Source organism: Peptostreptococcus canis (genome assembly GCF_014229965.1).
Lineage (GTDB): Bacteria > Bacillota > Clostridia > Peptostreptococcales > Peptostreptococcaceae > Peptostreptococcus > Peptostreptococcus canis.
The window spans coordinates 372,439-398,258 of sequence record NZ_JABGBW010000002.1 but is presented as its reverse complement, the minus strand read 5'-3'; the positions used below and the strand labels follow the sequence as shown (position 1 = coordinate 398,258).

Sequence of the window (25,820 nt, the reverse complement as noted above, 5' to 3'; positions counted from 1 at the left end):
TGAATTTGTGATGGAACTCTATTTTATTATAATATGCGTGAAAAGTCAATGTTTTTTGGTAAAAAGCTAAAATATATTATTAGGAGTGTATTATGAAAATAGGTTTTGACCACAACAAATATCTTGAAGAACAATCAAAATATATCCTAGAAAGGGTAAATAATTTTGATAAGCTGTATATTGAATTCGGGGGAAAATTAATAGGAGATTTGCATGCTAAAAGAGTTCTTCCGGGTTTTGACGAAAATGCAAAAATTAAAGTGTTAAGTCACATTAAAGAGAAAGTTGAAGTAGTAATATGTGTATATGCCGGAGATATTGAGAGAAATAAGGTGAGAGGTGATTTGGGAATAACTTATGATATGGAGGTTATGAGATTAATAGATGATTTAAAAGGTTATGACCTCGATGTGAATTCCGTGGTAATAACGAGATACGAAGATCAACCGGCAGCGACAATTTTTATAAATAAACTTGAAAGAAGAGGAGTAAAAGTCTATCGTCATAGGACAACAAAAGGATATCCTACAGATGTGGAAACTATCGTGAGTGATGACGGATTTGGTGCTAATCCATATATTGAAACAACAAAACCAATCGTGGTGATGACGGCTCCCGGCCCAAACAGCGGAAAACTTGGGACGTGTCTTAGTCAGCTTTATCATGAGAATAAGATGGGGAGAAGTGCCGGGTATTCAAAATACGAAACTTTTCCGGTATGGAATCTTCCATTAAAACATCCGGTAAATATAGCTTACGAAGCAGCTACAGTAGATTTAAAAGATGTAAATATGATAGATTCATTCCATTTAGAAAAATACGGTGAAACGACAGTAAACTACAATAGAGATATTGAATTATTTCCCGTATTGAAGAAAATTATAGAAAAAATAACAGGTCAGGAAAGTATGTTTCAGTCACCAACTGATATGGGGGTAAATAGAGTAGGCTTTGGTATTATAGATGATGATGTAGTTAAAGATGCGGCCATTCAAGAAATTATAAGGAGATATTTTAAAACTTTATGTGAATATAAAAAAGGAAGTTTGGATAAAGAATCCGTTTCCAGAATTAAACTTATTATGGAAGAATTAGGGTTGAAACCCGAAGATAGAAAGGTCGTAAATATTGCCAGAGACTATATTAAGAAGAATTGTGATATACTGGATGTTTCTAATTGTCAGGCCGTAGCTTTGGAACTGGAAGATGGAACTATGATTACCGGTAAATTTTCTGAATTGATGAATGGATCTGCAGCAGTTATTTTAAATGCAATTAAATATTTGGCAGAAATACAGGATGATATACACTTAATTTCACCTGTCGTTCTTGAACCAATCATAAATTTGAAGAAAAATGTATTGCAAAGTAGAAAAATATCCTTGAATGCCGAAGAAGTAATGATGGCATTGAGTATTAGTGCCGTTACCAATCCGGTAGCCCAATATGCAATGAAAAAGATATCTAATTTAAACGGATGTCAAGCTCACTCTACAGTTATACTATCAAAGAGTGATGAACAAGTTTTTAGAAAACTAGGAATTGATATAACTTGTGATTCAGAATATCAATCGACGAATTTATATGAGGGATAAAAGTGTCAGCTAACTAATTGATATAAATATTAATCATAATAAAATCTTACAAAATACCGTAAAATTTTTAAATTTTGACGGTATTTTTGCTTGTAATTTCAAAAAAAATGAAAAATATTGGAATTTTACTATTTATGAAGGGTGTGAATGTGTTATAATATTGTATATGGATATTATGCGACGAAAGGATGTTATTTAAATGGAAAACAATTTAACAATGCAAGAATTACTTGACATGCAAGAAGAAGAGTTAAGTAAAATTAATGTAGGTGAGGAAATCACAGGTAAGGTCACTGAAATTCACAATGATGAGTTGATTTTAAAATTAGAAGTTGGCTTTGATGGTGTTATTCCTGCAGGAGAACTTAATTTAGAGAAAGGTCAAGCAATATCTGATGTTTATAAAATAGATGATGAAGTAACAGGTATAATTACAAATATTAGTTATAAAGATGCCACTATAAAAATTTCAAAATTGAAACTTGAACAGCAGGCCGATTTAAAAGAACTAATAGAAGCGATGGAAAATCGCACTATCATAAATGTTCATGCTTTTAAAGCTTTTGAAAGAGGTCTATATGTTAAGTATAAATCTTATACAATGTTTATGCCTATTTCACAGATAGATACGAAGTTTGTAAAGGATACAAGCGAGTATGTGGGACAGGATTTAGATTGTTATGTTAAGGAAGTAAATCCTAGAAAAAACAGAATAATAGTTTCTCATAGAGAAGTGGCTCAGGAAATACTAGATGCTGAAAGAAAAGAAAGAAGAGAACAAATAAAGGCAGAGAGAGAAGCCGAAAGAGCTAGGATAAGAGCGGAAAGAGAACAGCAAAAAGCCGAAAGGGAAGCTCTATTCCAGTCATTAGTTCCGGGAGAAAAGAGATTAGGAAAAGTAACTAATATTATGCCATATGGTGCTTTTATTGATTTGGGTGGAATCGAAGGTCTTGCTCATATAAATAATCTATCTTGGACAAGAGTAGAATCCGTAGAGTCTGTTTTAAATGTTGGAGATGAAGTCAATGTATTTATCCAAAGTATAGATCCTGAAACTAAGAGAATAGCTTTAGCGGTAAAAGATCCTGATCAAGATCCTTGGAAGTTGATTGCAGATGAACTGGAAATTGGTTCAGTAGTGGATGCTAAGGTACTTAGAATAATTGACAAGGGTGCTTTTGTTGAAGTTAAGCCAGGAGTTGAAGCTTACCTACCTATTGGTGAATTGAGCGAAGGTAGAGTTAATAAGGTTGAAGACGTAGTAAATATTGGTGATACAATTAAAGCTGCCATTATTAAGTTTAATCCTGACAACAAGAGAATGATGCTTTCAATAAGAGAGCTGACAAGAGAACCAGAAGAAGATTTAACTCAATACATGTCTTTGGGTGATGATACGATAGGTAATGTTGGTGATGTTCTTAAAGAGAAAACTGAATCATCAAGCGAAGAAGAATAATGCTTATTATTTTGATTAATGTGGAGGGTTGCAAATGCAACTCTCTTTTTAAATAGAATAATTTGGAATTGGAGGATAGAATGAACAGAAAAATCAGAATTAATTACTATGCTATCGGAATTTTTCTTGCAATATTTTTTATTATGATTGCTCTTAATTCGTATACTCCATATGTTGCAGATGATTTTACAAACATGTATACGAAAGGCGATGTGAGAGTAAGCAGTATTGCAGATGTTATATATAATCAAAAAGGTAGATATGTAGGTACAAATGGCAGAACAGTTGCCCACACTATCGGAGCATTACTTTTGATGTTGGATAAGTACCTGATAAATTTTTTGAATACCATTGTCTTTTGTCTATTTATATATTTTATATATAGGTTTAGTAGACTTAACGATTATTTTGGTATTGATATTACATCAAAAAAATATAAAAAACTAATAGCTAAAAATAAATATGGTAGAAATTTATATAAAGCATTTTATATTTTATTGTCATTTTTAGCTATATGGTATTTTACACCTGTATTTGGTCAAAATTATTTATGGGTGATGGGGTCAGCGAACTACTTATGGACTAGTGTAATTATACTTGGTATTATACTTTTTATCAGAGAGATGGCCATATTAAAAAAAACACTGGAAAGTGTACCTCTTACTTTATTTATAATAATATTTTCTTTTATTGCAGGATGGACGAATGAAAACTCAGTTCCTGCAATGATAGTGATAGTGTTATACTATCTTGTCAAGATGAAAAAAGAAAATACGAGAGGTATAATATATATAGTATTTATGCTTGTGAACATGTTAGTAGGTTTTATAGTAATGATAACTGCACCTGGAAATTTTGTTAGGATGAAATATTTTAGGGAACCCGGTAGTCTGATAGAAAAACTAGCATTTAGATATAGTAATATGTCAGATAGATTTATTCAATATCTGTTAGTTTTATTTATGATAAATCTAGTATTTTTAATTATTGCCAGGTTATTTTATATAAAGAAAAATATGGAGCCGGAGGTATATTGTTTTGCCGGTTTTATATCATATTTTTCCATGATACTTTCTCCTACTTTTCCTCCCAGAGCTATGATAAGTAGTGTCATATTTTTTATAATATCTATTATAATGTGTATATCTGTTATAGGAAGAGTTAATATTAAAGTCGGAACTACTATATTGACTATTTGTATTATTCTTTTGGGATATAATTTTTCGGAAACATTTCCCGAGGCAATTTTGGCAAACAGTAAATATTTTGATGAATTCAATGCAAGAGAGCTTGTAATAATTGATAATAGAACCTTAAATAAGGTTGAAAATATAGAGGTTTTATCTTTAAAGACGGATAATAAGTATGTAGCCGCATATGGTCTTGAAGATTGCAAGGAGAATCATAATGATTGGATTAATTCTTCACTTTCAAGATATTATGGAGTAAGGTCTATAATCTTGAGAAAAGAGTAGTATAAAACAATGAAAAAGTAAGAAGAAGGAGTGGATTTGTATGTCCAAAAAAAATTTTAAAACAAATGCAATGAGAATATTAGATTCTCTTGATATTTTATATAATGAATATACATATGACGCTGATAAAGGACATGTGGATGGAGTTACAGCCGCACAAAAAATAGGAAAAAGTTTGGAAGTTGTATTTAAAACTCTGGTTACTCAAGGGCAAAGCAAATCATTTTATGTATTTGTTATACCTGTTGATGAGACCCTTGATATGAAAAAAGCTGCAAAAGTTTGTGGAGAGAAAAGAGTAGATATGATAAATGTGAAAGACATAAATAAGATAACAGGATATATACGAGGAGGGTGCTCTCCTATAGGGATGAAAAAGCAATTTGATACATTTATCCATATTTCCGCTCAAAAACTGGACTCAATAGTTGTAAGTGCAGGTAAAATAGGATATCAAATGGAGTTAAGTCCAAATGATTTGGTGAAAGTAACGAATGCTAAATTTGCAGATATTATAGAATAAATATTTATAAAAAATAAATTTATTGCTGTTTTTTATTATTGATTAAATATTTATAAAAAATAATATTAAGGTAATGTTGAAGTAATAGTATAGTATTGATTATTTGTTGAAGATGGGGAAAAAATGAGAGAAATAAATTCTAATATTATTGAAAATGCTGTAAGAGATATGTGTATAGATGGTTGTATAAATTTAGATAAAAGCGTGATTAACAGCTTCAAAAAAAATATGGAAGAAGAAAATAATCCTGTAGCAAAAGGAATTCTAGATATATTGATACAGAATGCCAAAATTGCGTCTGAAACTGGAATTCCTCTATGTCAGGATACCGGTATGGCTGTTTTTTTTGTAAAAGTAGGTCAGGATGTGCATATTGTGGGGGATACTATCACAGAAGCCATAAATAAAGGCGTGAGTAGAGGATATACGGAAGGGTTTTTAAGAAAATCTGTTGTAAGTCCGATTGATAGGGTAAACACACAAGATAATACACCGGCTGTGATACATTATGAGATGGTAAAAGGTGACAAAATAGAAATTGAATATGCAGCGAAAGGATTTGGTAGTGAAAATATGAGTAGATTGAAGATGTTAAAACCTTCAGACGGTATAGAGGGCATAAAATCGTTCATTCTGGAAACAGTGAAAGAAGCAGGGCCGAATCCATGTCCGCCTATAGTTGTGGGTGTCGGAATAGGCGGAACTGTCGATAAATGTGCACAAATATCAAAAAAAGCTCTTTTTAGAGAAATAGGTACGCATAACGAGAATAAAGATATTGAAAAACTGGAAATTGAGATGCTTGAAAAAGTGAATAAATTAGGAATAGGTCCTCAGGGCTTGGGCGGAAAAACTACGGCATTAGCTTTAAATATTGAAATATTTCCAACACATATAGCAGGATTACCTGTGATGGTAAATATAAATTGTCACTCTTCAAGGCATAAAAAAATAATACTATAAATGGAAAGAAGGTATTATGATGATTAAATTGCAACCTCCGTTTAGTGAGGAAGATATAAGAAAGTTGAAAGCGGGAGATATAGTTAGTATTAGTGGAACTATATTCACAGGTAGAGATGCCGCCCATAAAAGACTTTGTAATGCTATAGAAAACAACGAAGAGCTTCCAATAGATGTAGATGGACAAGCTATTTATTATGTGGGACCATCTCCCACAAAACCGGGGCATGTGATTGGAGCTGCTGGACCTACGACGAGTTATAGAATGGATGATTTAACATTGCCATTGCTTAAAAAAGGTCTAAAAATGATGATTGGAAAAGGAAAAAGAAATTCTATTGTCATAGATGGAATGAAAAAGCATGGGGCGGTTTATTTGGTGGCTATAGGTGGCGCAGGAGCATATATTTCTAATTCAATCAAAAAATGTGATATAATAGCTTATGAAGATTTAGGTGCAGAAGCTATTAGAAAACTTGAAGTGGAAAATATGATATTGACTGTGTGTATTGATTCAGAGGGAAATAATCTTTACGAAAATATCAAGTCTTTGTAATCCGGCTTTAAAGTAGAGAGAATATATTATATAGTATCTTTGTAAAGGGAAGGAGTTATAATGTCAGGGACATTATAGAGTATTATGAATTATTCAGAAGAAGCATTAAAGTTACATGAAAAATATAAAGGTAAAATAGAAGTTATAAGTAAAGTAAAGGTCGAAAATAAGGATGATTTATCGATAGCTTATACTCCCGGTGTCGCGGAACCTTGTGTAAAGATAAATGAAAATAAAGATGAGGTTTACAAATATACTTCAAAAGGTAATATGGTAGCAGTTGTAAGTGATGGTTCTGCAGTATTGGGCTTGGGGAATATCGGTGCAGAGGCTTCCATACCGGTTATGGAAGGAAAGTCGATTCTATTCAAAGAGTTTGCAGGAGTCGATTCTTTTCCTATTTGTGTGGCATCACAGGAAGTAGATGATATAGTAAGAACTGTAAAGTTAATTGAACCTGTATTTGGAGGAATAAATTTAGAAGATATTTCAGCCCCGAGATGTTTTGAGGTGGAAGAAAAGTTAAAACGAGAATTGGATATACCGGTTTTCCATGATGATCAACATGGTACTGCCATTATAGTTACTGCGGGGATTATAAATGCAGTCAAATTGATTGAAAATAAAAAAATTGAAGACCTCGAGATAGTTATAAATGGAGCAGGAGCTGCAGGAATAGCCATATGTAAAATGTTATTAAATATGAATGTTAAAAATATTGTACTTTGTGATAAGGAAGGAATTCTTCAAGAAGACAGTAATGGAATTAATTGGGCTCAAAAAGAAATGCTTAAATATACAAATAAAAATAATGAAAAAGGGTTATTAAAGGATGCTGTAAAAGGAAAAGATGTATTTATAGGTGTTTCCAGACCTAAAATGCTGACTTCCGATATGATAAATACAATGAATGATAAACCGATAGTATTTGCACTTGCCAATCCTGTTCCGGAAATAATGCCTGAAGAAGCAAATAAATCAGGAGTATTTATTCTAGGTACAGGAAGAAGTGATTTTCCAAATCAAGTCAATAATGTATTGGCATTTCCAGGTGTATTTAAAGGGGCACTGGAATGCAGGGCTTCTGAAATAAATGAAGAGATGAAGATCGCTGCTGCAAATGCAATTGCAGATTTTATACCCGAAGATATGCTGAATAGAGAATATATACTTCCAAAGGCATTTGAAAAAGGTGTTTCAGAAGCGGTGGCCATTGCTGTAAAAAATGCTGCAATCAAATCTGGAATTAATAGAGTGTAATATAAATTTATTAAGAGGTGAATAGTGATAGAAATAGGAAAATACAATATTTTAAAAGTATTGAGAGAAAAAGAGTATGGTTTCTTTTTAGGTGGTAAAATGACAAAATCTGATGATGATGTATTTTTGCCTAAAAAAAATATTATAGATAGCGAAAAAATTAAAATAAATGAAGAAATTGAAGTGTTTATATACAGAGATTCCCAAAAAAGATTGGTTGCGACTCAAAAAAAGCCATATGCCATAGCTGATAAAATAGCTATTTTAAAAGTATGTGATAACACGGATATTGGAAGTTTTGTAGATATAGGATTGGAAAGAGATGTTTTGGTACCATTTAGAGAGAAGAAGTATCCATTATTTGTAGATCAAAAGTATCCATTTTATATATATGTAGATAAGAGTGAAAGATTGGCTGCAACGACTGATATTGCTCCGTTTTTGAGTACAGATACCGATTTAAAAATAGGAGATCAATGTAGTGGGTATGTATTTGGATTTCAGACAAATGGTACGGCTCTCGTATGTATAGAACCTGATTTTTATGGGATAATATTAAGAGAAGAGTATTATTCTGATATCAAAGAAGGTGACTACATAAGAGGGTTAAGAGTTATAAAAATATATGAAGATGGGAAGATTGGACTTAGTACAAGAGGAGAAAGAAAAGAGGAAATGGATTCTCTTGAATCAAGAATAATATCATATATGCAGGGAAATGATGGTTTTATGAGATTTAATGACAAATCAGATCCGGATGATTTAAGAATAGTATTCAATACAAGTAAAAAAAATTTCAAAAGAACTCTTGGGGCTATGATGAAAAATAATGTAGTTAGACAAGATGAAGAGGGTACTTGGTTGTTGTAATTTATAAAATTGAAAGCGAGGTAATTTATGGTAATTTATGTTTGTGATGACTATGGTAAAATGAGTGAAGTGGCAGCAAATCAATTCGCAGCACATTTGATTTTGAAACCAAATTCAGTAGTTGGTTTGGCGACTGGCTCCACTCCTGAAGGAATGTACAGTGAACTTATAAAAAAGTACAAAAAAGGAGAAATTTCCTTTGAAAATGCAGTAAGTTTTAATTTGGATGAATATGTTGATCTTCCGAAAGAAAATGAAAATAGTTATTATACTTTTATGCACGAAAAGCTATTTAATCATATTGATATTAAAGCTGAGAATATAAATATTCCGGATGGCAATGCAAAGGATTTTGAAAAATATGTAGAAGAGTATGAAGCAAAAATAGAATCTGCTGGAGGAATAGATTTACAAATATTGGGGATTGGTCAAAATGCACACATTGGATTTAACGAACCTGATAAAGTGTTTTTGAAAAAAACTAGCGTTGTCGATTTAACTCAGAGCACTATTGACGCAAATTCCAGATTTTTCGATAGCATTGATGAAGTTCCTAAAAAAGCTATAAGTATGGGAACGGGAAGTATATTCAAAGCTAAAAATATATTATTACTAGCTTCAGGAAAATCAAAAGCGGAAGCAATTAATAATATGATTAATGGGGAAATAGATCCACAGGTGCCGGCTTCTATTCTGCAACTACATTCTAATGTAGTTGTAGTAATAGATAAAGAAGCTGCAGAACTTCTTGATGAGAGTACATATATTAGAATATAAAAGATTTTTATTATATTTAAATTGAAATTTTAAGTGCAAAAAACTTAAAATACAAGTATAATATAATTATAAGAACATAATGTTCGTTTTATTATTATGTCGTTCAACTCCCGACGAATTTTATTATTAGGAAAAAACCACTAGAATAAGTGGTTTTTTCCTTTTTTACAGGTCGCGTAATATTTGGCTAACTACAATATATTAGCTTTATTTCATTAAATCAATCAACCTTATCATTACTGAAATTGTAATCATAGAACTGAATATTATTTTTATATTTCTTACAAAGTCTTTTCTTTGTGTATCATCGCATTTAAAGTGTAGCTTATCAATATTATTTAATACTATTAAATTTCCTCCAATACCCACAATCAGGAGCATATTAGCGAAAAGCATCGGCATATTAATATAGCGTTGAAGACATATTAATGTTAAAATCACACTGGAAACAGCACCGATTATATTGTATAATTTGGACTTTCTTTTATTTGACATAATGGATCTGCACCTCCTTGTTTAATTATTGATAATATATTATCATTAAAAAACTTTGCCCATATTATAAGTGAAATCGATTATGTTTGTCAATCTGTCTTTGGTGTTTCTTTAGAAAATTTTATTTTTTCTAAGTTTTTTTATATATTTTTCGTTTTTTATAAAAAATCAAAGAATAAATTTGCATAAAAAAAAGAAAGGTTGACCTTTTCAACCCCTCTTTTTATGTGAGAAATACTTAAAAAGAAATGTAATTTTTAAGTACCTTTATTATACAATAAGTCTTGCAAAAAGTCTAATAATTTTTAATATAAATTGAATAATGAGCTGGTTTTTTGTAGAAATGTTAGAGAAAAATTGTTTTTTCTAAGAAAAAGTAATTTTATGCTAGATTTATACCGGATTTTAAGATAAATGATGAGAATTATCGATAACAAACAACATTGTTTGTGGTATAATGAAATAGTTGTAAAAAATTGAATAATATATAAATTATACTAGTACTAATAAAGTGTATAGTTTGTGGTATAATATAATCGTTGTGAAAGAACAACTGGATTTATAATTTTAAAGTTATACTAATAAAAATTATAAGATATTGGATTAATAAAAATATTAGATTAGTAAAATTAGAATATAAATACTAAACTTGAAAGAGAGGAAATATATGTCATTTTTAGATTCATTGTTGAGTAAACAAGATGATGCAGAAATTAGAAAATTAAATAAGATAGTTGATCAAATCGAGGATCTTGAAGAAATTATTTCTTCATTATCTGATGAGGGGTTATCAAATAAAACGATAGAATTTAAGAGAAGATTATCAGAGGGAGAAATACTTGATGATATCCTAGTCGAAGCATTTGCAGTTGCAAGAGAGGCTTCAAAAAGAACACTGGGACTAAGACAGTATAAAGTTCAACTTATAGGTGGTATAGTACTTCACCAGGGGAAAATAGCAGAAATGAAGACAGGTGAGGGAAAAACATTAGTAGCAGTAGCACCATGTTATTTAAATGCACTTTCAGGTGAAGGGGTGCATGTGGTTACAGTAAATGACTATCTTGCTGAACGTGATGCAGATACTGTAAGACCGGTTTTTGATTTATTGGGTTTAAGTGTTGGAACAATAATTACCGGTCAGGATCCATTTACAAGAAAGAAACAGTATAATTGTGATATATCCTATGGTACAAATTCCGAATATGGATTTGATTATCTAAGAGATAATATGGTAAAAAATATTGATGATAAAGTCCAGAGAAAACTAAATTTTTGTATAATAGATGAAGTAGACTCTATTTTAATAGATGAAGCCAGAACACCGCTTATTATTTCGGGTGAAGGAGAAGAAATAAGTGATTTATATTATTTAGCTGATGATTTTATTAGAACCATAGAAGAAGCCGACTATGATTTGGATGAAAAAGAACATACGGTATCGCTTACAGATTCAGGTTTTAGGAAGGCTGAAAAATTCTTTAAAATCAGAACAATAACTAATTTGAATAATATGGCAATTTATCATCATATAAATCAAGCTCTTACAGCACATAAATTAATGAAAATAGATGATGACTATGTAGTTAAAGATGGAGAGGTTTTTATAGTAGACGAATTTACAGGTAGAATAATGGATGGTAGAAGATTTTCAGATGGTCTCCATCAGGCTTTGGAAGCAAAAGAAAAGGTAGAGATAAATTCGGATAATAAGACTATGGCGACTGTTACATATCAGAATTTCTTTAGAATGTATGTGAAAATGTCCGGTATGACGGGTACTGCCAAGACTGAAGAAAATGAATTTGAACAAACTTATCATATGAATGTTGTTCAGATACCTACTAATAAACCTGTAATTAGAAAAGATTTAGATGACAAAGTATATACAACTGAAAAAGAAAAATTTGATGCTGTAGTGGAAGAAATTACGAGAATACATCAAACAGGTCAACCTATACTCGTCGGTACTGCTACGGTCGAGAAGTCAGAATATCTGTCGAATTTGCTTAAAAAACGAGGATTAAAACATGAAATTCTAAATGCTAAAAATAATAAAAGAGAAGCAGAAATTGTAGAAAAATCAGGAATGCTTGGAAATATTACTATAGCGACGAATATGGCCGGAAGAGGTACTGACATAAAGCTTGGAAATGGCGATTCCGAGATGGAAAAAGTTGTAAAGGAACTAGGTGGATTATATGTAATGGGAACTGAAAGGCATGAATCTAGAAGGATAGATAATCAGCTTAGAGGTCGTTCCGGTAGACAGGGAGACCCGGGCATATCCAGATTTTATGTAAGTATAGAAGATGAGATAATAAAATTATATGGGGGAACTGCAATTAAGAAGGCCGGAAAAAAATTCAAACCGGACAAGAATGGAGCCATATCAGGAAGAACATTATCAAAAGCCATAGAAAATGCTCAAAAAGGTATTGAAGGTAAGAATTTTGAACAAAGAAAAGATGTTTTGAAATACGACAATGTAATTGATAAGCAAAGAAAAGTTATTTATGCTGAAAGAGATAATGTATTGAAAGGTGTAGATTTAAAGGATACTATACTGGATATGGCAAAAGAAACTATTAGAGAACTTGCTGAAAAATATTTGAATACAAAACCCAGAAATTATTTTAAGTATAAAAAAGCACTGTATCAGGCGTTTATGCCGGCAGACACCATATTGATTCCAAATATGTCAGAGATGTCAGTTGATGAAATTGTGGAATTTACTTTTGACATAGTTTCCAGGGTATATTCGCTTAAGATTATGATGTTAGGAGAGGATGTTTTTTCACGTAATCAGGAAAATGTACTGTTAAATGTAGTAGATACATACTGGGTAGATCATATAGATTTAATGGATCAGATGAGACAAAGTGTAGGATTAGTGTCAGTAGGCCAAAAAGATCCGGTAAAAGAATATACTATAGAGGCTTTTAATATGTTCCAGTCGTTAAATAAGAAGATTAGATTAGAAACTCTTAAATTTGTGTTTTCTTTTGAAGGATTAGATGAAGAATAGAAAAATATTATATTATAAAAATGAGTTAATAAAATTTTATAAATTAAACACTTATGATAATTAATAATAAAGCTATAAAAAGTTGGGAGTATCCCAACTTTTTTATGATATAATAGGAGTAGTGTTTAAGGATTTTGGGTGGTGTTTTATGGAAAACAGTGTAAATAAAAAGTACATAATTAAAAAGAAAATAATTAAGTCTATTAATAATATAAAATTGCATTATTATGACAAAAGAGAAAAAGACATAAATTATAAACATCTTAGGGTGAATTCAATTGATTTTTTGAGGGGTATCTTAGTAATACTCACTATGTTTATAATTAATCAGGGGCTGGAAGATAATATTTCAAAAAATTTTAAAATATCTGTTTGGAATGGTATGACCCTTGCAGATATAATATTACCTCTTTTTATTATCGTGATGTCGGCATCAATACCTTTTTTCGTGAAAAAAAATTATGAAAATGGGGATATAATAAAAACTATACTAAAAAGAGTTTTTATAAGGGCTATTATTTTGTTTACTATAGGCATAGTATTTAGTGTGTTATTTTTAGAGCCGGAAAAAGTTGTTAGATTGACGGGGCCATATCAATTAATAGCTATTAATTACTTGATATGTTCATTAATATATATAGGCCTCCTAAATTTAAGGATGAAAAATAATGCATTAGCATATGTTTTTGTAGTATTAGGATTAGTATTAGCTTTGATTTTTAGTTTAATAGCATTTGGAAAAGGAATTGATATTGAAAAAAATACTTTTATATTAGTAGATAAATCTTTGATTAGTGGATTTAAAAGTGCATCAATCGCAGATCCTGAGGGGATAATGGCTTGTTTTTCTTCTACTTCACTTGGATTTATAGGTGTATCTATGGGATGTATTTTAAATAAGAAACCTATCGATAAAAAATATAGACACTATAAAAGGCCTCATAAAGTAAGGACAGAAGGGTTTACAAGACAAAATATATTGATAGATATTAAAAGCTGGTTGAATATAAAGTCTATAAAATCTATATATAGCAATTATTATAGAATGAATAATGAAGCAAAAAAAATTATACACTTATTAGTTTTTTCGATAATGCTATTTCTGATTTCGCTATTTGCATCTATTTGGTTGCCTGCAAATAGGAATGTATTTAGTATTACACTTGTCGCGAGGATATCTTCGTTGGCGTTTCTATTAGAAATGATTTTATACATATTTTGTGATATCCTGGATATTAGATTTGGAGTCAATTTAATTCAAAATATCGGTGTCAATGCAATCTTGATTATAATTGTAGTACAGGCTGTACATAGATTAATTCATTTTATAAAATTAAAATCAATTTATACAGGAATGTGGATGCCGTTTAACAACTGGTTCACTACAGAATTAATACTTCCGATAGCAGGTATTGATTATGCATCGGCACTATATTCGTTGCTTATTACTTCAATATGGGTAATGTCACTTAACCTGTTGGAAAAGTATAAAATTAAAATTAATATATAGTGATGGAGGAAAGATGATAAAAGATTTGGAAAAAGAGGATATTAAAAAGATAATAAAAAAATCATTGATATTAATCCTTTCTTTAGTAATTATAATATCGCTTTTTAAGCAGTTCCATTACTATGGAAGCCAGAGAAAATTAATATCCGAGTTTGAAAACACAAAAATAAGGGAAAGATTGATAATTAACAATAAGAAGCCGCAAATGAACAAACAATATAAAATACGAGATGGAATTGTATATGTTCCTGTAATAGAATTATGTAAAAATTTTAATACTAATGTTAGCTATAAGTTTACTCCAAATAACGGAATAGAGTTTAACTATAGAAAATCAAAATACATATTAAAACGTGGCTCAAATGAGGTTAGATTTGCAGGAAACAAAAATATATTAAAAATGGATGGTATAGTGGTATTTATGGAAGATACAATATATGTACCATTGGATTTTATATACAAGGTGCTTGATGTTAATGTAGTTCAATCTAGTGATGGAACTGTATATATGGATAATTATCCTAAAAAATTCAATTATTCATGGGTAAGAGAAAATAGGTATATTGCTCATGCCTTGGGAGGAGTTGAAGGAAATTCTTATACAAATTCTAAAGAAGCATTGGAAAGAAGCTATAAGAGAGGATTGAGAGTGATTGAGGGAGATGTATCTATGTCTTCTGATGATAAACTGATATTGATTCATTCGTTTTCAAGAAAGGCACTTTCCGATCAAGGACTTCCTCTTTCATGGAATAAAAATAATCCGACTGAAAAAGAATTTCTATCAAAGAAAATTTTAAATACTTACACGACTATGAATTTCGAGCAGATAGCACAATTTATGAAAAAACATCCGGATATGTATTTTGTGGTTGATTTGAAGAAAAATGATATTAAAGAGGTTGAAAGATGTTATAGAGAAATTGTAAGAGTATCAAAAAGTGTTGATAAATCTATATTAAATAGAATTATACCACAAATATATTATGAAGAAATGTATAGACCGGTGATGAATATTTATGATTTCAAGTCTATGATATTCACCACATATAGAATAGAAGAATTTGAAGTGAATAAAATAGTAGACTTTTCATACGAACATGGAATAAAAATTGTAGCAGTAAATAAGTTTAAGTTTTCTAAAGAATTGACAAATAAACTTATAGACAGAGGAATTGGATTATATATGTTTACCTATAATGATGAATCAATCGTAAATACACTTAGAAACAACTATGTAAGTGGATTTTACACCGATTTTTTGCCAAAGGAAGATATAAAAAGAGATTCTGATGGTAAGATATTGATAGAGAAAAACTAAAATATTTCTAAAGAAGGTTACAAAATGTAACTTATTGTGGTATAATGAACCTTGATTGTAGATTATGTGTAGATGTAAATCAATATTAATAAATATTAAATAACAATTAAGGGGGTATAATAATGAAATATTTTGGGAAAAAAATTGCTGCGTTAGCTATTTCTTTGCTTATAGCATCGTCTTCATTGCCTGCGGTTTTTGCCAATGAAGATAATCAAAGCAATGTAACGATTAATAATGAACTGGAGTATAATGGAGATAATTATTCTGATTCATCTAATGATCAGGAGAATAATTCAGAAGATGAGGATTCATTTTCTATAAAGATGCAAGTTGGTACTGTATCAAGTGATGGTAAACTTGAAACTCCGGATGATTTGAGTTTTGAAGATAGACTTGATATGAAATATGCCAAGCAGAGTACAATTGCTAATATTATATATGGAAAAAATAGAATACATACAGCTGTAAAGGTAAGTCGCCAGGGATGGACAAATGGCGCTGATACTGTAGTGATTGTAAATAGTAATAATACATTACATGGTATAATCGCGACTCCTCTTGCGACTACGTATAATGCACCCATATTGATAACAAATTACAACTCTCTGGATGCAAAGGTAATAGCAGAATTAAAGAGATTATCGCCGAAAAAAGTAATATTAGTAGGTGATAGAACTTTGATTTCAAAAGCTGTTTCAGATAAAATAAAAAGAGATACAGGTGCAAATATGGAAAGAATATTTGGAACTAGATCTTCTGATTTATCTTTAGCAATAGCTAAAAGAATATCTAGTAGTAGAAAGATAAATACTGCATTTGTAGTAAGTGATACAAATGGTGTTGCAGATGCACTTACAATATCATCAAAAGCGGGGGCTGCTAAAGAGCCTATTTTAGTAGTTAGTAAAAACTATATGGGAACAAATACTTATAATTATTTAAAATCGAATGTATCAAATGTATATTATGTAGGTGGTACTAGTTCAATTTCGAATGCCATTATAAGCAAAATTAATTCAGTTGTAGATAATGCAGGAAATTCAAACAGAATAAGTGGGAAAAATAGGCATGAAACTAATATAAATGTCATAAATAAGTTTTACAAAATGACAAATTTTTCTACGTTGATAGTTACTAAATCTGATAATGTAGGGTTAATAGATACAGTTTGTGCCGGACCTTTTGCAGCTTTATTTGGAGCACCTATTGTAATTACTCCTAAGGAGGTAGTAACTAATACTACAAAAGCTTTTTTAAATACTAAAACATCAAAAGAGATATATCAGATTGGTGGCGGGATACTTCCTTCTGTCACTAGCGATATAAAAAATAGATTATCAAATGTATATGATGCGAATCACAATATAAATAGTGGAAATAAACCGAAACAAAATCCGGGATCTGAAATAGGTAAAATTATAGGTAAAGGCATAAAAGGAAAGATAATAGTAATAGATCCGGGACACGGAGCTCAAGACTCAGGTGGAGTGGGCATTAACGGTATAAAGGAAAAAGATTGGACATTAAAGACAGCTTTAGCTTGTGCAGATTATTTAAAAAATGCAGGAGCAACTGTAGTAATGACTAGAAAAACCGATACATATCCGACTCTTCAAGATAGAGCAGATATAAGTAATAATAATAAAGCTGTATTTTTCTGTAGTATACACTATAATAAAGGTGGAAATGTTGTGAATGAACAGACTGGAGAATTAAGTGGTAATGGAGCAGAAGTATTTGTAGGTGAAGGTAGTGGTGCCTATGCTGTAGGTAAGAATGTTCTTAACAGTATTTTAAATGCTTTTAATCTTAGAAATAGGGGAGTGAAAAATGGCACTCATCTATATGTAATAAGAAATACCAATGCACCTGCTATTTTAGTAGAGGGTGGATTTGTATCCAGTTCAAAAGATGTAGCTCTTTTAAATAGTGATGCGGCTTTAAGAAAAATGGGTATACAAATTGCTAAAGGTATTGTAGCATCATTTAATCAACAAGTAATAAAATAAAGTTATATCATTTGCCGACTGAATATTTTCAGTCGGTATTTTTTATTTAATATGTTGAATTGAGTTTAAAAAATAGGCAATATATAGTATAATGGTATAGTTAGGTAGAATTATTATTAGGAGAATTAATATGAAAAAATATTTAAAATATATACTTATTGCTATTTTATTATTTATAGGATATAAGGTAGCCGATAAAATTTTAGATAAACTATATTTAAATCAATATACTATAAATGACTATACAGATAGTACAAGGTACTCAACAGTAAACAAAGTTTTAGATGCAAGATTTAAAAAATCTGAAACTGCTATTCTTATAAATACCGATAATATAGATCAAATAGTTTGTGTTGCACCATATGCATACAGTGAAAATATTCCTGTTTTTTACACAGAAAAAAATAAAATAATGGATCCGGTTTATAATCAGTTATCTAAATTAGGTGTAAAAAAAGTTATAATAATAGGAGGAGTAGACTCTCTAACTAATTCGGTGGAAAGATCACTTGTAAGAAATAGCTATATTGTCGAGAGAATAATCGAATCAAGGGGGATTAACACTTCTATTAAGTTTGCCGAATTGTTGGCTCAGAAGAAAAAAGTAGATACTATTGCTGTAGTAAGTAATAATGGTTTTGACTTGCCAAATGCAGTATCATTTTCTCCTATTGCCCAGTCTGAAAATATACCAATAATTGTGACTAACAAAAGTAGAAAAGATTATTTAAGAATAAAGAAATTTATAGATAAATATAATATCAAAAATGCTTATCTAGTTGGAAATGATAATATGGTAGATAACAGTATTTCTCATTTTTTACCTAATGTGAAAGTAATTTCCGGTGAGGATAGATATTTTGTAAATACTAATATTATAGAAAGTTTTTACAAAAATGATAACGGCAAAAAGGTATTTATTTCTAAAGGAGGAGAGTTAGTACACAGGAGATTTTTAGCTCCAGGGCAATTAATAAATGCAATGGCGATATCACCATTGGCAGCAGATAATAAAGCACCACTTTTCTTGATAGAAAAGAATTACTTTAATGATGAAGAATCAAAATTAATAAAGAAAAATGGTTATAAAGAATTAAATCAAGTCGGATTTAAGATAGAAAGAAGAAATATTTTAAATATAGAGCGACTGAAAACAATTACTACTTTTGCTCTTGTAGTGATTTCACTAGCATTTATATACAGGATGGAATCGTCAAATAAGAAGAGAAAAGTGTAAACAATGGAGGGAGGATAGTATGTCTTTTAATAAATACTCAGGAGATGACATTGTATTAAAAGAATACATTGATAGGATAGATTATAGTATAGTGAGATATGGTGTTTTATTTGAATTATATCAAAGGTTTTTTGATATAATTTTATCTCTTATCGGTTTGACCATAGGTATACCTATTATAATTATTTTTGGAATCTTAATCAAAATTGAAGATGGCGGGCCGATAACCTATAAACAAGAACGACTGGGCAAGAATGGTAAAGAATTTTATGTATACAAACTTAGATCTATGAGAACGGATGCAGAAAAATTTGGCGCACAGTGGGCAGAAAAGGATGATCCTAGAATTACAAAAGTTGGTAGATTTATAAGAAAAACAAGAATAGATGAAATACCCCAACTTTGGAATATTTTAAAAGGGGATATGGGAATTATTGGTCCAAGACCGGAAAGAGCTATTTTTACGAAAGAGTTTGAGGAAAAATACGAAAATTTTGTATATAGACTGGCTATTAGACCGGGATTGACCGGATGGGCACAAGTAAATGGTGGCTATGAGATTGAACCCGATGAAAAATTAGTCTATGATTTATACTATATTAAGAATAGAAGTGTATTATTAGATATTAAAATAATAGTAATGACTATTAAAGTTATTTTTACTGGTGATGGTGCGAGATAGAAAGGGAATTTTGATGAGTAGAGAATATATTGATAATTTGGTTTCTGTTATTGTACCTGTTTATAATGCTGAACAATATTTAAAGGAAACTTTAGATAGCATAATAAACCAGACATATAAGGAGATAGAAATTTTATGTGTAGATGATATGTCAAAAGATTCATCCAGGAATATCTTGAAAGAGTATTCATCTATACATGGTAATATTAAACCGATTTTTCTGGAAAAAAATGCAGGTGTTTCAAATGCAAGGAATATAGGGATTTCAAATGCAAAAGGAAGATATATAGCATTTTTGGATAGTGACGATGTCTGGTTGCCGGATAAGATAGAGAAACAAATTAATTTTATGAAAAAAAATGGTTATTCATTTACATTTACTAGCTATAGGTTTATGGATGGAAATAGCAATGAATTAAATACTATTGTTCATGCAAAAAATGAGCTTGACTATGAAAGATTATTAAAGCATAATGCAATAGCATGTCTGACTGTTGTAATAGATAGATATGTGATTGAAGATATATATATGCCGAATATAAATCATGAAGATTATGTTACATGGTTGAGTATACTTAAAAAAGGACATAAAGCCCATGGGTTGGATGAGTTACTTGCAATGTATAGAACAAGGTCGAATTCTCTTTCTGGAAATAAATTAAAAGCTGCTAGATGGACATGGAATATACTTAGAAATGTAGAAAAACTGGGACTGATTAAGTCATTATATTGCTTCAGCTATTATGCCATTATTAATGTATATAAACACTTTATTTCTAAGTAAAATATGGAGGAATTATGAAATTTAGTTTACTTCTAGGTACTTATGGATCTAGACTTAAGGATTTGGATTATCTGTTTGATAGTTTTGATAGACAAACATATAAAAATTTTGAGGTAATAGTTGGTTCTCAATCTAATTATGACGAGATTAATAAATTATTGGAAAAGCATAACTTTGAATATAAACATGTTTTTGCAGGTGGTACAGGGTGTGCTAAAAGTAGAAACGCAACTATGAATTTAGCAACAGGTGATGTATATACTTTTACTGATGATGACTGTTGGTATAGAGATGATGCGCTTGAATTAGTGAAAAAGTATTTTGATGAGTATAATCCGGATATTGCTATTTTTCAACATTATGACCCGATAAAAGAAAAATCAACAATAAACTATCCCAAAGAAGAAATACTTGGGTTAAGTAGACTTCAAACTTTAAAACAGGCTACTTTAGATATGTGGTTCAATTCTGAGAGTATTGATCCGCATACGCATAAGTTTGATGAAAGATTTGGTATTGGTACAGAATATAATTCCGGTGAAGAAAATATATATATTATGGATGCCTATAATGAAGGGAAAAGAAATATGTTTTATTTTCCTCAGATAATAGCATATCATCCATATAAAGAAGTAAATTATATAGATAAAAAGTCGATGTTGGGAAAAGGGCCATTATTTAAAAGATTATTTGGACCGGTAAAAGGACTATTATTGTTTATAGCTTTTGGTTTTAAAAAGAAAAGAGAAATACAGGAAAATAACAATGGAGAATTTTGGGGTATTTTTATCGATTCTTTGAAAGAACAGCTGAAATTCAAGCTATAGGGAGAAAAATTATGAGTAAGATTAAAAAGGTTAGTCGTTTGTTAAAGCAGGCGGTTGACATGAATAAATATATCAGAATTGCAAAAAAACATAAGGATGATAAAAAGTATAAAGATATGTGGCTTATTAGCGAAAGAGGTGTTGAAGCCAAGGACAATGGATATGTCTTTTTTAAGTACCTTAGAGAAAATCATCCAGAGATTAATGCATGGTATGTAATTGATTCATCATATACTAAAGATTATGAGAAGGTAAAGGGGCTTGGTAATATCATTGAATATATGAGCGAAGAACACAAAATAGCATTTTTGTTGTGCAAATATGCTATCTCAACACATACCGGCTTTTTAGAACCCTGGAGTTATAAACTTTACAAGATGCTTGTAGATAAGAAAGATGAAAAAATTTACGTCTTTTTACAGCATGGTGTAATTATGAACGATGTCAGTAAGGATGTAAATGTAAATAATAAATTAGATCTCTTTATTACTACAACTAAAAGAGAGTATGAATCTATCTGTGGTGATAACTATGGGTTTAAAAAAGGGGTTGTTGCACAAACAGGACTTGCAAGATTTGATAATTTAAATGAATTTAAGTTAAAAAATCAAATATTACTTATGCCGACATGGAGAAAAGGAATTATTACTCCATCTTACATGAATGAGGGGAAGGGTGATATTGAAATATTTGCAGATTCAGAGTATTTTAAGGCTATGAATAGTTTAATTAATAATGAGAGATTAATATCTTTATTAGAAAAAAATAATATTAGGTTGATTTTTTATCCTCATTATGAAATGCAACCATACAAAGATATTTTTGATATATCAAGTGATAAGATTATTATGGCAGATAAAAGTGAATATGATGTTCAAAGTTTATTGAAAGAGTCAAAACTTATGATTACAGATTATTCATCGGTGGCTTTTGACTTTGCGTATATGAGAAAACCTATTATATATTACCAAAAAGTATCCGATGATAGATATTTTGATGGATATTTTGATTATGCCATTGACGGATTTGGAGAGCTAACCTTTGAAGAGGAAATATTGATTGATACTATTGAGACATATTTTGAAAATAATTTCACTATGAAGGATAAGTATTTAAAAATAGTTGAAGAAAGTTTTAATATGAGAGATGGAAAGAATTCAGAGAGAATTTTTGAGGCTATACTAAAGATTAAGAAGTAGAGGTATTGTTGATGATAAAACAGAGTTGGAAAAATATTATGGGAATTGGTATTTTAGGTTTTGCGACTATGAAATATTATGCTCCATTTTTTGGTTTTTCTGGTTTTACTAAATATATGATGTTGCTTTCACTATTGATGTCGACAATAATGATTGTAACAAGTTTTAGAAAATACAATTTAATACATTTATTACTGTTGGGAATTTTTGGAATACAGTTTTTATTGTCTAAAAATATAACCATGGTATATACATATTATTTATGTTTGGCTTTATTTACAGTGGACTTTAGATTTATCATGAAATGGTTTATAATTATCAATGCTATTTTGTTTTCTATATTTATGATTACGAATGTGTTGGGAATAAATCCTACTGAGTATCTTGAGGGACGAAATGATTTTGGATTTGGAAATCCCAATACGGCATTTATAAGTATGTTTATTATTTGGTCTTCATTTTTTTATTACATATTTTATAGTGAGAAAAAAATTGATTATATACTTTTAATATCAATGATATTTTTAATGTATACTCAGACGATGACGAGAACGGGATTATTGACAGCAGTAATGACTTTATTAGCTTTCTTTATTTTAAAGTCTGTCGATGTAAGAAAAAAGTATTTTAAGATATTTACTACTGCATTTCCGGTATTGATGACATTATTCAGTTTGGTAATTACTTTATTTTTTAGTGAAAACTACTTAATAAATAAGATATTATCTCATAGACCCGTATATTGGAGGGCATATTTACTACATCCGTCAAAAGGAATAAATTTAGTAGGATACCCACCGATTATTAGAGATATATTATTTACTCAAAGAATGCCTCTTGACAGTGGATATATATGGTCTTTGTATAGTTTAGGGATAATAACATTCTTGATTTTACTGTTTCTAATATGTTATACTTTGTACAATTTGTGCAAAGAAAATAAAAAAGATCAGATTATGTTGATGGTGAGTATATTGATATATTGTTTTGCCGAAAGTATAATGTTGGATTTAACTACAAATATAGGAATTGTACTTATAATATATGGCATATCCAAAATGAAAGTTAAAAGTTTTGAAACCATTATACTTTCTAGGAAAAAACTAAAATCAGGAAGATTTGAGGATTAAGTTAGGAGATAGATTATGAAAGAGGGTTTGGTATCTATAATAACCCCCGTATACAATGCTGAGGATTTTATTTGTGAAACTATTAAATCCGTTCAGGCTCAAAGTTACAGTAATTGGGAAATGTTATTGATAGATGATTGTTCTACTGATAACTCTGCTAGTATAATAATTAAAATGGTAAATAGTGATAGTAGAATCAAATATATAAAACTTGATAAAAACTCTGGTGCGGCATTTACTAGGAATACCGGGCTATCTTTGGCTAATGGAAGATACATTGCTTTTCTTGATAGTGACGATATTTGGAAACCTAATAAATTAAGCACTCAAATTGATTTGATTAATGAAAAAGGTGTTGGATTTACATTTACCTCATATAGATACATTACTCAGGATGGTAAACCCATGTCGAAAGTTGCGAGAGCTCCTGAGAAAATAGATTATAACGGACTTTTGAAAAACACAATAATCGGTTGTTCTACAGTGTTGATAGATAGAGAAGTTGTCGGTGATTTTAGAATGACAAACGTAAGGAGAGGTCAAGATACGGCTACTTGGCTTCAGCTTTTGAAAAAGGTAGATTATGCATACGGAATTTATGATGATTTAGTTTGGTATAGAGTGGTTAACGGTTCTTTATCCAGTAATAAAATGAAGGCAATAAAAAGAACTTGGAATACGTATAGAAATGTAGAGCATTTGAGTCTTCCAAAGGCTATGTATGTATTTGTTTTTTATGTATATAATGCTGTAAAGAAGAGAATAAAGAAAGATAGATCTTAGATAGGAGGCATCTTAATGAAGATTGCTATTGCCGGGACCGGTTATGTTGGTCTTGTAACAGGTGTGTGTCTGGCTGACAAAGGTGGTCACAATATCATTTGCGTAGATGTGAATGAAGAAAAAATAAATATGTTAAAAAGCGGAAAATCGCCGATTTACGAGAAGGATCTTGATGAATTAATTTTAAAGACAAATAGGCAAGGTAACATAGAATATACTTCAAATTATGAGTGTGCCTATTCTGATGCAGATGTGGTTTTTATTGCGGTAGGAACTCCTGAAAGAAGTGATGGTTCTGCAAATTTAGACTACATAAAAGGTGTAGCAAAGCAAATAGCGGTGAGTGCAGAGAAAGATATTTTAGTAATTGTAAAATCTACTGTTCCTATTGGAACAAATGAGTATATAGAAAATTATATAAAAAGTCAGCTCAAGAATAATATAAAAGTTGAAGTGGCTTCTAATCCTGAGTTTTTGGCTCAGGGTACTGCAGTCAGAGATACATTTGAGGCTTCCAGAATAGTTATAGGAGTAGAAAGTAAATGGGCTGAAAATATAATGCTTGATATTTACAAAAACTTTGAAAATCCCAAAGTTATAACAAATAGAAATTCGGCAGAGATGATAAAGTATGCTTGTAATGACTTTCTGGCACTTAAAGTTTCATATATGAATGATATTGCAAATTTATGTGAAATAGTAGGAGCAAACATAGAAGATGTAGCAGAGGGAATGAGCTATGATGATAGAATTGGAAAAAACTTTTTAAAAGCAGGAATAGGTTATGGTGGTTCATGCTTTCCAAAAGATACAAAAGCGCTTCACTGGCTTTCAAATTCAAATGGATATGAACTAAAAACAATTAAAGCAGCTATAGAAGTCAATGAGATACAAAAATTAAAACTTGTTAAAAAATCTGCTCAGATAGTGGATTCTTTTGATGGAATTAAAGTATCTATACTTGGACTAACATATAAACCGGATACCGATGATTTAAGAGAAGCACCATCAATTGTAAATATAAAGTATTTGCTTGAGAGAAATGCAAAAATACATGTATTTGATCCTGTTGGAATGGAAAACGCAAAAAAGATATTTGGAGATCAGATATATTATGAAGATAGTATTGAATCTGCTATTGATGATTCAGAGATGTGTTTTATAATGACGGAATGGGAACAAATAAAGGAATTTGATATAAATAAATATAAGAAATTGATGAAAAAACCTTTGGTTTTTGATGGTAGAAACTGTTATAAGATTGAAGATATGAAAAAAGTTGGAGTAGAGTATTACTCAATAGGAAGAGTATAAAAATGTGTGATTACGAT

Annotated in this window: 22 protein-coding genes; 21 read left to right on the top strand and 1 reads right to left on the bottom strand. The window is 30.2% G+C overall.

The features are described from left to right. Positions 1-92 precede the first annotated feature (92 nt). The 9 genes from HLB29_RS04800 (at position 93) to nagB (ending at position 9,481) form a co-directional block, all read left to right on the top strand. On the top strand, positions 93-1,595 hold the full coding sequence (locus tag HLB29_RS04800; protein WP_185624012.1) for a DUF1846 domain-containing protein: 1,503 nt from the start codon (positions 93-95) through the stop codon (positions 1,593-1,595). A gap of 199 nt (positions 1,596-1,794) precedes the next feature. Further along, positions 1,795-3,057 (top strand): 30S ribosomal protein S1, encoded by a 1,263-nt coding sequence (locus HLB29_RS04795; RefSeq protein WP_185624011.1) that lies wholly within the window; start codon positions 1,795-1,797, stop codon positions 3,055-3,057. 80 nt (positions 3,058-3,137) lie between these two features. After that, positions 3,138-4,532, top strand: a complete 1,395-nt coding sequence (locus HLB29_RS04790) for a DUF3329 domain-containing protein (protein ID WP_185624010.1) — start codon at positions 3,138-3,140, stop codon at positions 4,530-4,532. 40 nt (positions 4,533-4,572) lie between these two features. After that, the gene (gene ybaK / locus HLB29_RS04785; protein ID WP_185624009.1) at positions 4,573-5,055 is read left to right on the top strand and encodes a Cys-tRNA(Pro) deacylase; all 483 of its coding nucleotides are present in this window, start codon (positions 4,573-4,575) and stop codon (positions 5,053-5,055) included. A gap of 123 nt (positions 5,056-5,178) precedes the next feature. Next, positions 5,179-6,018 (top strand): fumarate hydratase, encoded by an 840-nt coding sequence (locus tag HLB29_RS04780; protein ID WP_185624008.1) that lies wholly within the window; start codon positions 5,179-5,181, stop codon positions 6,016-6,018. A gap of 19 nt (positions 6,019-6,037) precedes the next feature. Further along, positions 6,038-6,574, top strand: coding sequence for a Fe-S-containing hydro-lyase (locus HLB29_RS04775; RefSeq protein WP_185624136.1), 537 nt, complete (start codon positions 6,038-6,040; stop codon positions 6,572-6,574). An 84-nt stretch (positions 6,575-6,658) separates the two neighbouring features. Further along, entirely contained in the window at positions 6,659-7,834 is a 1,176-nt protein-coding gene (locus tag HLB29_RS04770) for an NAD(P)-dependent malic enzyme (RefSeq protein WP_185624007.1), read from the top strand. Positions 7,835-7,858: 24 nt separating this feature from the next. Then, entirely contained in the window at positions 7,859-8,704 is an 846-nt protein-coding gene (locus HLB29_RS04765) for a CvfB family protein (RefSeq protein ID WP_185624006.1), read from the top strand. A 27-nt stretch (positions 8,705-8,731) separates the two neighbouring features. Continuing rightward, the gene (gene nagB, locus HLB29_RS04760) at positions 8,732-9,481 is read left to right on the top strand and encodes a glucosamine-6-phosphate deaminase (protein WP_185624005.1); all 750 of its coding nucleotides are present in this window, start codon (positions 8,732-8,734) and stop codon (positions 9,479-9,481) included. Positions 9,482-9,688: 207 nt separating this feature from the next. Here the strand turns inward: nagB and HLB29_RS04755 are convergent, their stop codons facing one another. Next, a complete protein-coding gene (locus HLB29_RS04755; protein ID WP_185624004.1) occupies positions 9,689-9,976 on the bottom strand; it encodes a hypothetical protein in 288 nt (95 codons plus the stop codon). A gap of 667 nt (positions 9,977-10,643) precedes the next feature. Between HLB29_RS04755 and secA the strand changes: the two genes are divergently transcribed. The 12 genes from secA (at position 10,644) to HLB29_RS04695 (ending at position 25,803) form a co-directional block, all read left to right on the top strand. After that, positions 10,644-13,004, top strand: coding sequence for a preprotein translocase subunit SecA (gene secA / locus HLB29_RS04750; RefSeq protein WP_185624003.1), 2,361 nt, complete (start codon positions 10,644-10,646; stop codon positions 13,002-13,004). Between the two features lie 148 nt (positions 13,005-13,152). Beyond that, on the top strand, positions 13,153-14,514 hold the full coding sequence (locus tag HLB29_RS04745; protein ID WP_185624002.1) for a hypothetical protein: 1,362 nt from the start codon (positions 13,153-13,155) through the stop codon (positions 14,512-14,514). A gap of 13 nt (positions 14,515-14,527) precedes the next feature. Then, positions 14,528-15,835 carry a glycerophosphodiester phosphodiesterase family protein gene (locus HLB29_RS04740; protein ID WP_185624001.1) on the top strand — a complete coding sequence of 436 codons (1,308 nt, stop codon included), beginning with the start codon at positions 14,528-14,530 and terminating at the stop codon, positions 15,833-15,835. 122 nt (positions 15,836-15,957) lie between these two features. Then, the gene (locus tag HLB29_RS04735; protein ID WP_185624000.1) at positions 15,958-17,847 is read left to right on the top strand and encodes an N-acetylmuramoyl-L-alanine amidase; all 1,890 of its coding nucleotides are present in this window, start codon (positions 15,958-15,960) and stop codon (positions 17,845-17,847) included. 130 nt (positions 17,848-17,977) lie between these two features. Further along, positions 17,978-19,084 carry a cell wall-binding repeat-containing protein gene (locus HLB29_RS04730; protein ID WP_185623999.1) on the top strand — a complete coding sequence of 369 codons (1,107 nt, stop codon included), beginning with the start codon at positions 17,978-17,980 and terminating at the stop codon, positions 19,082-19,084. Between the two features lie 19 nt (positions 19,085-19,103). After that, positions 19,104-19,766 (top strand): sugar transferase, encoded by a 663-nt coding sequence (locus tag HLB29_RS04725; RefSeq protein ID WP_185623998.1) that lies wholly within the window; start codon positions 19,104-19,106, stop codon positions 19,764-19,766. 13 nt (positions 19,767-19,779) lie between these two features. Next, a complete protein-coding gene (locus tag HLB29_RS04720) occupies positions 19,780-20,550 on the top strand; it encodes a glycosyltransferase family 2 protein (RefSeq protein ID WP_185623997.1) in 771 nt (256 codons plus the stop codon). Positions 20,551-20,564: 14 nt separating this feature from the next. Next, positions 20,565-21,377 (top strand): glycosyltransferase family A protein, encoded by an 813-nt coding sequence (locus HLB29_RS04715; protein ID WP_185623996.1) that lies wholly within the window; start codon positions 20,565-20,567, stop codon positions 21,375-21,377. An 11-nt stretch (positions 21,378-21,388) separates the two neighbouring features. Next, the gene (locus HLB29_RS04710) at positions 21,389-22,576 is read left to right on the top strand and encodes a CDP-glycerol glycerophosphotransferase family protein (protein ID WP_185623995.1); all 1,188 of its coding nucleotides are present in this window, start codon (positions 21,389-21,391) and stop codon (positions 22,574-22,576) included. A gap of 11 nt (positions 22,577-22,587) precedes the next feature. Then, entirely contained in the window at positions 22,588-23,706 is a 1,119-nt protein-coding gene (locus tag HLB29_RS04705; protein WP_185623994.1) for a hypothetical protein, read from the top strand. 15 nt (positions 23,707-23,721) lie between these two features. Continuing rightward, positions 23,722-24,489, top strand: a complete 768-nt coding sequence (locus tag HLB29_RS04700) for a glycosyltransferase family 2 protein (protein WP_185623993.1) — start codon at positions 23,722-23,724, stop codon at positions 24,487-24,489. A 15-nt stretch (positions 24,490-24,504) separates the two neighbouring features. Next, positions 24,505-25,803, top strand: coding sequence for a UDP-glucose dehydrogenase family protein (locus HLB29_RS04695; protein ID WP_185623992.1), 1,299 nt, complete (start codon positions 24,505-24,507; stop codon positions 25,801-25,803). The last annotated feature ends 17 nt before the right edge of the window (positions 25,804-25,820 follow it).

Bases quoted from the DNA above. Each gene is read 5' to 3' on its own strand.
- HLB29_RS04800 (WP_185624012.1), top strand. From the start codon at position 93: ATGAAAATAGGTTTTGACCACAACAAATATCTTGAAGAACAATCAAAA.
- HLB29_RS04795 (WP_185624011.1), top strand. From the start codon at position 1,795: ATGGAAAACAATTTAACAATGCAAGAATTACTTGACATGCAAGAAGAA.
- HLB29_RS04790 (WP_185624010.1), top strand. From the start codon at position 3,138: ATGAACAGAAAAATCAGAATTAATTACTATGCTATCGGAATTTTTCTT.
- ybaK (WP_185624009.1), top strand. From the start codon at position 4,573: ATGTCCAAAAAAAATTTTAAAACAAATGCAATGAGAATATTAGATTCT.
- HLB29_RS04780 (WP_185624008.1), top strand. From the start codon at position 5,179: ATGAGAGAAATAAATTCTAATATTATTGAAAATGCTGTAAGAGATATG.
- HLB29_RS04775 (WP_185624136.1), top strand. From the start codon at position 6,038: ATGATTAAATTGCAACCTCCGTTTAGTGAGGAAGATATAAGAAAGTTG.
- HLB29_RS04770 (WP_185624007.1), top strand. From the start codon at position 6,659: ATGAATTATTCAGAAGAAGCATTAAAGTTACATGAAAAATATAAAGGT.
- nagB (WP_185624005.1), top strand. From the start codon at position 8,732: ATGGTAATTTATGTTTGTGATGACTATGGTAAAATGAGTGAAGTGGCA.
- HLB29_RS04755 (WP_185624004.1), bottom strand. From the start codon at position 9,976: ATGTCAAATAAAAGAAAGTCCAAATTATACAATATAATCGGTGCTGTT.
- secA (WP_185624003.1), top strand. From the start codon at position 10,644: ATGTCATTTTTAGATTCATTGTTGAGTAAACAAGATGATGCAGAAATT.
- HLB29_RS04745 (WP_185624002.1), top strand. From the start codon at position 13,153: ATGGAAAACAGTGTAAATAAAAAGTACATAATTAAAAAGAAAATAATT.
- HLB29_RS04740 (WP_185624001.1), top strand. From the start codon at position 14,528: ATGATAAAAGATTTGGAAAAAGAGGATATTAAAAAGATAATAAAAAAA.
- HLB29_RS04735 (WP_185624000.1), top strand. From the start codon at position 15,958: ATGAAATATTTTGGGAAAAAAATTGCTGCGTTAGCTATTTCTTTGCTT.
- HLB29_RS04730 (WP_185623999.1), top strand. From the start codon at position 17,978: ATGAAAAAATATTTAAAATATATACTTATTGCTATTTTATTATTTATA.
- HLB29_RS04725 (WP_185623998.1), top strand. From the start codon at position 19,104: ATGTCTTTTAATAAATACTCAGGAGATGACATTGTATTAAAAGAATAC.
- HLB29_RS04720 (WP_185623997.1), top strand. From the start codon at position 19,780: ATGAGTAGAGAATATATTGATAATTTGGTTTCTGTTATTGTACCTGTT.
- HLB29_RS04715 (WP_185623996.1), top strand. From the start codon at position 20,565: ATGAAATTTAGTTTACTTCTAGGTACTTATGGATCTAGACTTAAGGAT.
- HLB29_RS04710 (WP_185623995.1), top strand. From the start codon at position 21,389: ATGAGTAAGATTAAAAAGGTTAGTCGTTTGTTAAAGCAGGCGGTTGAC.
- HLB29_RS04705 (WP_185623994.1), top strand. From the start codon at position 22,588: ATGATAAAACAGAGTTGGAAAAATATTATGGGAATTGGTATTTTAGGT.
- HLB29_RS04700 (WP_185623993.1), top strand. From the start codon at position 23,722: ATGAAAGAGGGTTTGGTATCTATAATAACCCCCGTATACAATGCTGAG.
- HLB29_RS04695 (WP_185623992.1), top strand. From the start codon at position 24,505: ATGAAGATTGCTATTGCCGGGACCGGTTATGTTGGTCTTGTAACAGGT.